Origin of the sequence: Arthrospiribacter ruber (assembly GCF_019343195.1) — a bacterium.
GTDB lineage: Bacteria > Bacteroidota > Bacteroidia > Cytophagales > Cyclobacteriaceae > Arthrospiribacter > Arthrospiribacter ruber.
The window spans coordinates 380,437-392,687 of sequence record NZ_RPHB01000004.1 but is presented as its reverse complement, the minus strand read 5'-3'; the positions used below and the strand labels follow the sequence as shown (position 1 = coordinate 392,687).

The 12,251-nt window shown below is 40.9% G+C and carries 9 protein-coding genes; 1 reads left to right on the top strand and 8 read right to left on the bottom strand.

Annotation, left to right across the window (positions count from 1 at the left end; translation table 11 throughout):
* Positions 1–319: 319 nt before the first annotated feature.
* From EGN73_RS10450 to EGN73_RS10430, 5 genes are all read right to left on the bottom strand, one after another.
* Entirely contained in the window at positions 320–754 is a 435-nt protein-coding gene (locus tag EGN73_RS10450) for a hypothetical protein (RefSeq protein WP_219289203.1), read from the bottom strand.
* Positions 755–806: 52 nt separating this feature from the next.
* Positions 807–1,988 (bottom strand): class I SAM-dependent rRNA methyltransferase, encoded by a 1,182-nt coding sequence (locus EGN73_RS10445; RefSeq protein ID WP_219289200.1) that lies wholly within the window; start codon positions 1,986–1,988, stop codon positions 807–809.
* A complete protein-coding gene (locus EGN73_RS10440) occupies positions 1,951–3,369 on the bottom strand; it encodes a high affinity choline transporter 1 (RefSeq protein WP_219289198.1) in 1,419 nt (472 codons plus the stop codon). The genes EGN73_RS10445 and EGN73_RS10440 overlap by 38 nt, the downstream gene beginning before the upstream one ends.
* A 211-nt stretch (positions 3,370–3,580) precedes the next feature.
* Positions 3,581–5,194 (bottom strand): ABC-F family ATP-binding cassette domain-containing protein, encoded by a 1,614-nt coding sequence (locus EGN73_RS10435; protein WP_219289195.1) that lies wholly within the window; start codon positions 5,192–5,194, stop codon positions 3,581–3,583.
* Between the two features lie 148 nt (positions 5,195–5,342).
* Positions 5,343–6,104: a 3-keto-disaccharide hydrolase gene (locus EGN73_RS10430; protein ID WP_219289192.1), complete on the bottom strand. Its 762-nt coding sequence runs from the start codon at positions 6,102–6,104 to the stop codon at positions 5,343–5,345.
* Positions 6,105–6,241: 137 nt separating this feature from the next.
* Here EGN73_RS10430 and EGN73_RS10425 point away from each other — a divergent pair, with 137 nt between their 5' ends.
* The gene (locus EGN73_RS10425) at positions 6,242–7,144 is read left to right on the top strand and encodes a DUF1684 domain-containing protein (protein ID WP_219289189.1); all 903 of its coding nucleotides are present in this window, start codon (positions 6,242–6,244) and stop codon (positions 7,142–7,144) included.
* On the opposite strand, the gene EGN73_RS10420 is transcribed toward EGN73_RS10425, so the two are convergent.
* The 3 genes from EGN73_RS10420 to EGN73_RS10410 form a co-directional block, all read right to left on the bottom strand.
* Entirely contained in the window at positions 7,141–8,184 is a 1,044-nt protein-coding gene (locus EGN73_RS10420) for an alpha/beta hydrolase (protein ID WP_219289188.1), read from the bottom strand. The two genes, EGN73_RS10425 and EGN73_RS10420, sit on opposite strands and share 4 nt — an antisense overlap.
* The gene (locus EGN73_RS10415; protein ID WP_219289185.1) at positions 8,178–8,837 is read right to left on the bottom strand and encodes a Crp/Fnr family transcriptional regulator; all 660 of its coding nucleotides are present in this window, start codon (positions 8,835–8,837) and stop codon (positions 8,178–8,180) included. Before EGN73_RS10415 ends, EGN73_RS10420 begins: the two co-directional genes overlap by 7 nt.
* Before the next feature lie 153 nt (positions 8,838–8,990).
* Positions 8,991–12,233, bottom strand: coding sequence for a TonB-dependent receptor (locus EGN73_RS10410; protein WP_219289182.1), 3,243 nt, complete (start codon positions 12,231–12,233; stop codon positions 8,991–8,993).
* Positions 12,234–12,251: the final 18 nt, after the last annotated feature.

The window sequence follows — 12,251 nt, the reverse complement described above, 5'->3', positions numbered from 1 at the left end:
CAGATTCAAAGCGGGCGAATGAAGATGTATGCTTAAACTTCGAGTGAGCCCAATGAAGAAGATGGTATGCCTGAGACTAGCCTTAAAATTTCGAATTTTGAAATTTTAAGGAGCACTGAAATCAAGCTATAACATTGAATAAACGTGCACATGCTTAAAAAGAAAATACCTGACAAATGGGGTATTCATCAAAATTTAAAGAATTTATTCTTCAGTTGGCGTTTTTCAGCACGCCCTAAATAAGGCCAGAACTTTGAGCACTGGCCTTATTTATAAATCTTATGATGTTTTTAAACCTGGAAATTGAATTTAGGAATAGTTACCCCAACCAAGATCCCCACGGAATTCTGCTTAGGATCAATAAAAGTCCGATAGCATACATCATATAAATGGACCTGAATTTGGCCCGGCTTTCAGTCAATTTTTTAGCTCTTGAATAACCAATAGTAATCAGTACAATAGCCACAATATTGATCAAGGGGTGTTCCAGGGCAGTGAGTCTGGCAGCACTGTCCGACATAGCTCCTCCGCCTTTGAGTAAAGAGAAGCCCACCGGACTCACAAAATACAAGATCAATCCGACCAAAAGCTGAACGTGTGCCAATATGAAACCTACTAGAGCAAGTTTCCGGTCTTTTTCTGTAAAAGCCCTATTGCTTAAAGACCCTACTAATGCTAGAATAAAAACAATTGCCAAAATGGCCAAAACCAGGTATGCGAGACCTGAATGAAGATGTTGTAATCCTGTATACATATTTATTTTGTTTTCTGATGCTTTAAAGATAGCAGGAAATTCTTTTCCTAAATTATTCTACAAACAAAACTAATCCTTTTAAATACTCTGTCTCCGGATGGAAAATATTTATGGGATGGTCCCCAGGCTGGGAGAGGAAATGCAAGATCCTTACATTTCTGCCTGCGTCATGAGCAGCAGCTGTGATAGTATTGGCAAATAACTGCTTGTCCACCACCTGTGAACAGGAAAAGGTAAATAAGATGCCACCCGGTTTGATTCTTTTCAGTGCCTCAGAATTGAGTCTTTTGTAGGCCTGAACAGCATTGTGCCGGGATTTAATATTTTTGGCAAAAGCAGGTGGGTCCAAGACTACAAGGTCAAAATCATTTTCAATTTCTTTGATATACCTGACCACGTCGGCGACCACTGATACATGCTTACCTTTAATTCCCGAGTTGATTTGGAGATTGGTTTCCGTAAGTTCTATTGCTTTTGAAGAAATGTCTACCGAATGCACCTCTTCAGCACCAGCTTTCAAGGCTGCTATGGAAAATCCACCCGAGTAACAAAAGGTGTTTAGAACCTTTTTCCCTTTGCTGTACCTTGCCAGTAAATCACGGTTTTCCCTTTGATCAATGAAAAAACCGGTTTTTTGACCTTTTTCCCAGTCTATTTCATAATAGCTTCCATTTTCCCGTATTTGATTGGAGTCGGGTTTGCCAAAGAGCCATCTGTTTTCTGCACCAATGTCTTTTGGTAAGGTTTCAGCACTTTTTTCGTATACAGCTTTTAACTCCTCGCCCAAAACATCCTGAAGCGCGGCAGAAATCTCCTTCACATGTTTGTACATTCCTATATGATGCGTCTGAATTACCGCTGTCCCATTGTAATAATCAACGATCAAACCAGGCAGGCCATCTCCTTCCCCGTGAATGAGCCTAAAGACATTGGTATCATCATTTTGCCATAGTCCCAGGTTTTTTCTGACTTTCAATGCCTTTTGTATTTTCTGAGTCCAAAATTCATGATCAATAGGTACTTCCTCGAAGGATATCAGTCTAACCATAATTGATCCATATTGAAAATGACCTACACCCAAAAAGCTGTCTTTCGCACTGAATATTTGTACCAAGTCCCCATTTTTTAGCTCATCACTTTTTTGGGATATAGCACCTGAAAAAATCCAATGGTGTTTTCTTAAAATTGAAATTTCTTTACTTCGGTGTAATATGAGTTTGGGATACGCTAACATGTGTAATTTTTTTATTGGGAAATACATAAGAGCCAAGTACCATAAAGATAGCACTTATTAGTAATGCAGGTATATGCGGGTAAAATGGTAGTTCGTAAGCTGATAGAGCAAGAAATGAAATCATGCCAAAGACTATGGACATAAGCGCACCCATTTCGGAAGCTTTTTTCCAATATAGCCCGGCTGTCAGTGGAACAAATAGAGATACCAACATCAAAATAGAAGCTCCTGCCACCAGTTCATATATGTTGGTTTTCCATTGTGCCATCCAGGTGGCAATAATGGCTACTGAGATGATGTTGATCCTTAATATCCAAAGAAAATGCCTGTCTTTAAGTTTTTTGCCAAAATAGGGGCGTATGAGGTTTTCGGAAATAATTGCTGAAGGAGCAAGCAGCCCAGAGCTCGTAGTGCTCATGATGGCGGATATCAATGCTCCAAAGAATAGTATCTGAACATGGATTCCTGAATGCCGGAGAACCATTTCGGGAAGTAGTAGCTGTTTGTTTTCCAGGTAAATTTCCGGATAAAGGTATTTGGCTGCCAGTGCGATGAAAAGAGGCAAAAGTCCAATAGTGACATAAAAGGTTCCCGCAAGATAAGTGGAGCGAATGGCCACTTTTTCCGATTTAGCGGACATCACCCTTTGGTAGATGTCCTGACTGGGAATACTTCCAAGCCCCAGAATGGCCCAAGCCCCAAAATAATTGATCCAGGCCGTAGGCTTAGGCTCAGGGAAAAAAGTAAAACTTCCCTCAGGAGCTGATTCTAAGATAGGCATGATTCCACCGGCTTTTTGGGTTACCAGTACGGCCACCCAAATCAAACCAACCACTATCAAAGTGGTCTGAATAAAGTCAGTAATGGAAATGGCCCACATACCTCCTAAAAAAGTGTAGAAAACCACTATACCTGCACTGAGGACTATCCCGGAAGAAATACTTATATCAGATATGGAGGTGAAGATCAAAGAAAGTGCAACCAGTTGTGCTGCTACGTAGCCAAAATATGGGGGTATCATAAATATAGAGGCGAAGAACTCCACCCTTTTTCCAAAAATCTTTTTGTAGACATCACCTATTGTCAGAACATTCATGCGGTACATAGGCCTCAGATAAAACATCCCGAAAAGAATCAGGCACAAAGCCCCACCAAAAGGATCTTCAATTACCCCAAGCAGACCATGATCCAAATACTCAGAAGAGGCGCCAAAAATAGTCTCCGACCCAAACCATGTAGCAAACAGGGCAGAAGCAGACAGAAAAAGAGGCAATTGCCTGCCTGCCAATACAAAATCATTGGAGTTTTTGACCAATTTGGATGACCAAGCTCCTATAGCTACGGTAATCAGAATATAGATGATGATTGCTGTTAGAAGCAAGTTGATTTACTTTTGATTTATTACGGATGCAAGCAAGAAAGATAAGGGAAATACAGTTGAAATATGATAGAAATAAGGTTGAAATAGATCCCCAGATCAGTACAGAATCTTAGAAAGCTGTGCTGATACTAGGATTATATATCGCCGAAGGCATATATCTATTTATATCGCGAAGCATATATCGTTTAAATATCGCGAAGCATATATCATTTTAAGAATACATCTTAGCTCTCAGCTCCTTGATTTCAGCTGATTCCAAGTAGTCATCATAAGACATTCTTCTGTCAATGGTGCCTTTTGGTGTGAATTCGATGATACGGTTGGCAGAGGATTGCACAAATGCATGATCATATGAACTCATCAAAACAGTACCTGAATATTCAACAATAGCATTATTGAAAGCAGTGATGGACTCCAGATCCAAGTGGTTGGTAGGTTCGTCCATGACCAATAAATTGGGGTTTTGAAGCATCATTTTGGAAATCATACACCTTACTTTTTCCCCTCCTGAGAGAACAGAGGATTTTTTGAGTGTCTCTTCGCCGGTAAATAGCATTCTTCCTAAGAAAGTCCTTACATAAGCTTCTTCCTGATTGGCGGAGTATTGCCTCAACCAATCAATAAGATTCAGGTCAGAACGGAAATGTTTTGAGTTATCGTTCGGCAAATAGGCTTTGTTGATAGTAACACCCCACTTAAAGCTTCCTTTTTGCACGGGGATTTCTTCCATAATGGTCTGGAAAAATTTCGTCACCGCTTGTTTGGTCTTTGAAATAAAAGCAATCTTATCCCCTTTGTCCACCATTAAGTTGACATCGGTAAAATAAGTCACATTGTCATCTTTCAGCTCCAAACCCTCAGTCATAAAAATCTGATCTCCTGCTTCTCTTTCAGGCTTGAAGATGATACCCGGATACTTTCTTGTGGAAGGCTCGATGTCATCAACATTGAGTTTTTCAAGCATTTTCTTTCTGGCAGTGGCCTGCTTGGATTTGGCAACGTTGGCTGAGAATCGCGCAATAAACTCCTGCAGTTCTTTTCTCTTTTCTTCTACTTTCTTGTTTTGATCAGATCTTTGCTTAGAGGCAAGCTGGGAAGATTCGTACCAGAAAGTGTAGTTACCACTATAGATTTTTATCTTTCCGAAGTCGATATCTACGATATGAGTAGAAACCGCATCCAGAAAATGCCTGTCGTGAGACACTACGATGACCAGGTTTTTGAAATTCACCAAAAAGTCTTCCAGCCAGTTGATGGTTTCTGAATCCAAGTCATTGGTAGGTTCATCCAGGATAAGGATGTCGGGATTTCCAAAGAGTGCCTGGGCAAGAAGTACCCTTACTTTTTGATTACCGGCCAAGTCCTTCATTTGCATGTAGTGCAAATCTTCTGAAATTCCAAGTCCGGAAAGAAGGGCAGCAGCATCAGACTCAGCATTCCACCCGTCCATTTCTGCGAATTCAGCTTCCAGTTCGGATGCCTTGATTCCATCTTCTTCAGAAAAGTCAGCTTTCATGTAAATGGCATCTTTCTCCGCCATGATGGCATAGAGTTTTTTGTGGCCCATGATCACCGTCTTTAGCACCTCTACTTCATCAAACTCGAAGTGGTTTTGTTTCAAAACCGCCATTCTTTGTCCAGGAGTGATATTGATGCTGCCTGAAGTACTGTCTTGGTCCCCCGCAAGAATTTTCAAAAATGTGGACTTTCCGGCACCATTGGCACCGATGACACCATAACAGTTGCCTGGGGTGAATTTGAGGTTTACGTCTTCGAATAAGGTTCTCTTTCCGAATTTGAGGGATAAATTATCTACTGATATCATTTGATTGCGCTAATTTTTAAAGTTGCAAAGATAGGCAAATCTTAAAGAATGATTCAATTTCAGGACAATTTGAGCAGTTTTGGGTCAAAATAAAAACGCTGAATTCTGAAGAAAACAGCATTTTAATTTGTTTTGAATCGGCAGATTGCTAAAAATCAGTATTCCTGTCTATGATTTCTTTTTCCTGTATCCAGATATTCCTAAATAGCACCGAATGCCCTTCGGCCTGTAGTTTGATTCCTCCCGGTCTGTCAGTTATGCCTTTTCCTCCATCATTTCCACCATCCAACCCGGAATTGGCACCTCCCCAGACTTGCTCTATTTCCCGGTCTTCATGGATCTTTTTTCCATTAAAGTAAATGGTTACTCGGGCTTTCTCGGTACGTTTTCCATCTTCAAACCTTGCCGCACGGAATTGTATATCATAGGCGTTCCACTTGCCTAGGCCCAAATAAGCCTTTTCTTTTGGGAGGTGTTCATTGATGATAGCAGCCATGCCATGTAGGCCATAGTCTCCATCCAAAATCTGTATCTCATATCTGTTTTGAAGGTAAACTCCTGAGTTGCCTCCTTCTTCCTCCACTAGAAATTCAACATGCAACCTAAAGTCTGTAAATTCCTTTTTGGTGACAATATCAGCCGCACCGTATTTTCCTCCGGCACCATCCTTATCATTACTGCTCATGACGGTTCCGCTGTCGATAGGATCTTCCACAATCTTCCATTTGATAGGTAATGTAGCCGCAAGCCTTGGGCCATCCCAATAAGTCCATTTTTCGTCAAGCATCTCCCTGCTCCCATCAAAAAGCATTTCAGCGTCGGTAGGTTTTTCAGAGCCCACACCTATTTGGGCAAATAAAGGGAATGTTATAACAAAACACAGAGGCAATAAAAGGGTCAATTTTCTCATTTTCTTATTTAGTTCTAGAATGGAATTTAGTCAATTCCTAGAAATTTTTGTGTAAAAATCACATAATAGGACAAAATACGCTTATCATCATTTCAGGGGCGTAAAATCTGTTTATATTGAGGCCGAAACTTAAAAAAATGGAATTGAAAATAAGGTTTGTTCTCCTGATTCTGGTAATGATATCCTGTACCGGAAGATCTGAATTGAAGCTTGATCCTGAATCCTACAGGGAAAAAATAGATGAATGGCATGAAGCGCAGATGGATTTCTTGCGCTCAGATGAAGGCTATCTGAATCTGATTGGACTTCATTGGCTTGAAGATGGAAAAAATAGTTTTGGTACCAAATCGGTAGACTTGAAGGTCATACATAGTGATTTGCCTGATGTATTGGGATATTTTATTTTGGAGGAGGACAAGGTGTTTTTTGAGCCGCAGGTGAGCGGAATTCAATTGGAATCGAAGGAAGTCAACGAAAAGGTTTTGATTTTTGATCTGAGAGATGGTTTGGATTTGCACATGGACTATGGAAGTCTTCATTGGAACATCATCAAAAGAGGGGATAAGTTTGGGGTGAGACTGCGTGACCTTGAAGCTAAAGAAGTTATTGATTTTGAAGGGGTAGATCGTTTTCCAGTAGACTTAAAATGGAGGATAAAAGCCAGATTTGTTCCTTACGAACCGGTCAAAGAAATCATGATTTCTAATGTCGTGGGCCAAGTCATGCCGAATATTTCATCAGGATATGTGGAGTTTGAGTTTGAAAACAAACTGTATCGCTTAGACGCGCTAGCCAATCCAGATGATGACGAACTTTTTTTAATGTTTGCAGACAAAACAAGTGGAGACCTTTCATACGGAGGAGGTAGATACATGTATGTAGACAGGGATTTTACTTCGGAAGAGATTATCCTTGATTTCAATAAAGCATACAATCCCCCCTGCGTATATACAGCCTATGCCACCTGTCCCTTGCCGCCTAAGCAGAATGTTTTAGATCTTGAAGTTAATGCGGGACATAAAAATTTCGGTAAACATTAAGCTGCTTCCCTTAACTCATTTTGGGATTCTGATTTGGAATTTTTCTTTACTCTTGCGACATTTTCCAAAAAGTCAATTGTTTCCTGTAGTACACTTTCCCAATCTTTTGAGGTTATATCAGAAGCAATTACATGGTCGCCTGTCTCCGGAAAAGCTACTTTTCTTTTGAGTCTTTCAGGAGTGGAAATACTGTTGTACATTTCCTGCATTTTGGGGACAGATACCACAAAATCCTGTTCCTCATCGTTTTTGTAGTAATAGCCTAAAAAAGTGGGCTGAGAAACATTTTTAAAGGTATCTTCTGTCATTTTACTCCTAAGCAATACCGCCAAACTGCTGAAAGAATTGACATGGTATTGTTCTGACCAAAATCTTGCTTTATCTCCCTCCCTCGGAGTAAGTCTCACTCCGTTGTCATACAGAAAATTTTCTGCTAGATATTTAGACCAAGGCTTGAAAAACTGCTCCAATGCATCACCACCCTCACGGATCGCAGGTGAATAGAGTACTAAAGCCTTCATGTCAGGTCTTTCTGAAGCCAAGACCAGGGACAAAGCACCTCCCATCGATGTGCCTACCACAATTACCGAATCTCCCAGGCTTTTGCCTATCATATAGGCTTCTCTGACTTCATCTACCAACATTTGCGCGCTTAGGTGCCTGAAAGCATCCGGTCGGTTGATACCGTGTTCAGGTAAACGTACAAGATAGACATTGGCTGCGAAGTATTCCCCCAGCCTTCTGTTTACAGGGCTGCCTTCTCTCTCACTGGCACCAAATCCATGGATGTATACAATAGAGTAGGGGGTTTTGCTTTTATTTTGCTCATCTGCCCAGATAATTTTAGCTTCATTACCAGGTTTTAGACCCTGAACGGTGTCTTCTTTGGACCGGATAAGTTCCTCCAATTCCCCCATTCTGGTGGGTACCGTAGGATATTCTCCAAGCAAATCCTGAACCCTTTCCCTAGGTCCAAATGTATATACCAAAGCCAGCACAATGGCCAGAGATAGCAGGAATATGAGAAGCTTTTTCAACATAGGGAAATGGTTTTGTTTTTTTGAATGTGAGGCTGATTGAGTACCTTACTGCTTTCAAATATAGCTTTTTCGAACCTAATTTCTTTTCTGTTGTAATAAAGTAGTCGTCTCTTTTTCAGTCCGCTTAATACTGAGGTGATATTCTGTCGACAGGTTTTAAGCATACTGGCCAAATCCTCATGGGTAAAAAAATTGGGCATGACATAGCTTTGGCCTTTCTTTTCTCCAAATATTCTGCAAAAATCAGCCAAAAGAAAAAACACCCTTTCCTCAAGCTCCAAGTCATGGTTTTTGACTTTTTGCTGATGGATTCTTTGTAACCGTGCATTGTAAAAATCAATGAGAAGTAAGTTCAATTGTTCCATCTGAGATGAATTCAGAAAGCCCAATGGCAGGCAATACATTTCAGAGTATTTTAAGGACTCGATAAAAAACAGATCACTGCTTTTGTAATTATCATGGGAAACCAAAAAGTATTCATTTTCAAAAATCAAATCTGTATTTACTTTGACTCCACTGTCATTGATGGCGAATATTTTTGAAATTCCCTTTTTGATCCAGATCAATTTGACATTATTTTCCTTTAATGGGTTGAGTTGCAAAATGTTGATTTTTTCACCTGCTGAGATCATCAATTCTTTTAAATCATCCATTTTTTTTATGAGCTAAATCTGGTGACCAAATTACTCTAAAATTGCCTTTTGGAAGTAAAGGAATTATTAAGGTTAGACGAGCTTGAGTTAACAATGAAAAAATAAAGGCCACTTAAAAAGCGGCCTTTATGTTGAGTATATAAAGGTTAGTGATTAAAATGTATATCTCGCTCCTATCTGGACTTGGAAAGGAGGATTAGCTCTGACAGTTTCACCAAAAGTTGGGTTAACCCTATATGCATATTGAGGCCTTCCCTGAGCCGTGGCAATTGGATCTAGTCCTAGAGTCTGAAGCAATACCTGATTTCCACCCGGAACTGTTGGAGCACCACCCCATTCGCTATTAAGAAGGTTGGTGAAGTTAAATACTTCAGCTATTAGCTCAAGATTTCCTTTGCCCATTCCTTTGATGATGGAATTGTCGATATTGAATGTGAACCTCACATCTACATTGTGCCAAAATGGGTTGTAGATTTCATTTCTTGGAGCTATTTCATCTAAGTTGTCGACTAGCAGTCCTCTGGCAATGTTATCAGAATTCGCCAATACTACATCCATCCCATCTGCAATGATGTTTTCAAAAGGTGTGGCATTTGGATTAGCCCTTATGGTTTCAGGATTGAAGACAAATGCTCTTTTATTAGCATTGATCAAAAGGCCTGCACCATCACCTACGATATCACCAAATACCAGTGGTGTCCATGGAAGCCCTGACTGACCTACATACCTGGCCGAGATTCTCATGTTTTTGAAAGCAGGTGAAGTTCCGAAAAGGACAATCTTATGTCTAAAGTCTGTATTGGCACCACCCCTGTTGGCTACCAAATCTCTTGGATCATCTACTATGGCTGTTAAAACAGATGTTCTGGCAATACAGCAGTTGTAGGAGTTGTTGTCCTCTGTTCTGTTGACAGTGAAAGTACCGGTGATGCTACCTCCTTTACGGAATATATAGCCTGATTCGAAAATGATACCTCTCTGCCAAATATCCGAATCTCCGTTAAGCTCTAATACCCTACCTAGATTTGCATTGGCATTGACTACTGAAGGGTTGATAGGATAGACCACCACGCCTGGGTTGTTGACATTGACTGGAGTGATCTGATCCGGTCTTGCAAAAACCCCTCTGTTGTTTTCATTGGCAAGTCTAAAGGCAAAATCCTGAGTCAGGTTCAGATCTTGATACCTATAGTTGTTAATAGTTCTGGCAAAGTAAGCATTCGCGCCAAGGTAGAATTCATTAGTGATAAATCTTCTGTAGGCCAAGTTACCTTTCCAGGTGTAAGGAGCTTCAAAATCCTCTCCGATCAAATTGATATATGGTGATCTTCCTACGCCTCCTGCAGGTACTCCGGGAACAGAAGATGGGTCTGCTATGAATCTTGGGAAATCCGGTGTAGGAACGTCGGCTCCCGTCAGCAACAAATCCGTCAAAATGGTACCGGACTGAAGTATATTTGACAACTGGGCCCAGTGGACAATATTTGCAGAGTACCCACCGATTCCGAATTTCAGAACATTTCGCTGGTCTTCGTTGAAGTCATAGGTGAATTGCAATCTAGGCTGGAAGTTGTTATAATCCCTTGCCACCACATCTGTTCTTCTCCCGAGTTCACTCAATACTAGAGGGTTGAATTCAGGTGCAGTCAAGAAGACAGTAGCATCCCATCTCATACCAAACATGGCACTCAGTTTATTGGTGATATTGGTTTCAGCTTGTACAAAAGCAGACAGGTCTAAAGCTGTTTGCCTCAACTTAGGCGCATACCTGCCATCAGGATTGTTGGGTACCAGCCTTGAGTACTGAAATGGTGTGCCTTCTTCCAAAGCATCCAAGCTGGCAAACTGGAATAAACCACCTTGTTCGTTGGTATTCAGGGTGTTGGTGAAAGTCACCATGTTATCCGTACCAAAGGTCCAGAAAATTTTCCCTGTTTGAAGGTAGGTGGTGTTTATCAACTGGAACTGTTGTTCTCCCTGCTCTTCAGGTGCTATCCTATTTCCACCAAATTGAAATTGTCTGAAAAGCCTGGTACCATCTTCCTGAAAAGACTCTATTCCTACAAATCCTCTGGGTGCAAAAGACCTTGCTACAAAATCTCTTTGTGCACGGAGGTATTGGAGTTTAAACTCATTGGTAAGTTTGGAAGAAAAGTTTGATCTCAAGGCCAACTGACTATTGACTCCAAAAATCCTTAAATCTCCTCTGGAATCGGCTAAAGCGGTGTTATCGCCACCCACTACAAATTCATTTTCACCCCAGAAAAAATTGTTTCTAAAGGTCAGCTTGTGAGTAGGATTGATCTGCCAGTCCAATCTTGCAAAAGCAGTCCTGTTTGTGGGTCTTATATTAAAAAGACCAGTCTGCTGTCTGTTTGGATCAAGTCCATATCTTTCTTCAAGAATATTGATGAACCTGTCGAGATTTTGTTGGGTGATCTGTTCTAGCCTTTCGGTTTGGTTATCCCTAACATCAATTATGGCAAATGGCTCACTCCTGTCTTCAAAATCCAAAGCTGCAAAGAAGTGAAGTTTGTCTTTGATAATAGGTCCACCTAATGAAAAACCGTATTGATTTACATTGAAATTATTGATGGGTCTTCCAATATAGTCTTCATCTGCTGTCAAGGCTTGGTTACGGTTAAAGAAAAATGCCGAACCTGAAAATTCGTTGGTACCTGATTTTGTCACCACGTTAATGGCTCCTCCACCTTGTCTGCCTTCCATTACATTGTATTCGTTGGTGGTTATTTCGTATTCTCTGATGGCCTCCATGGATACCGTATACTGGGAAATCAAGCCACCATTCATCATGAACCTTTGATTTCCCCCATCAAGGGTAATGGCTGTAGAGCTCACTCTTGTACCTCCAATAGCCAAAGAACCACCGGGGGATGTGGTAGGAGCAAGATTTGCCAAATCCTGAAAACTCCTTCCGTTGGTTGGCATGAATTTGATTTCCGTCATGCCCAACCTTGTACCAGCTCCAAGAGGAGATACCCTGTTTGGTGCGTAATCATCTGCACTGATGACTATGGTTTCCAAAGTTCCTTCACCGTCTCTTAGGTCAAAGTCTACCCTGATCTGGTCTCCTAAATTAAGTTCATACCCTTTTTTTTCCAAGCTTCCTTCTCCAACAAAGGAAGCCTTGATGCTGTAAGGTCCTCCTAGTGGAATCTGATTGATCTGAAACCTACCTTCAAGGTTGGTGACAGCACCGGTTGTAAAACCTGTAGATTCATTTTTGATGACCACATTAGCTCCCGGCAATGTTTCACCTTCTGCGGACCTAACTACACCAAAGAGTGAAGCAGATGCCGACTGGCCAAAACTCTGAGTGACTGATAACGATATAACGCTAATGAGCCAGGCCATGAATAGTAAAGATTTTTTCATTTTGGTAGTTTTTTATTG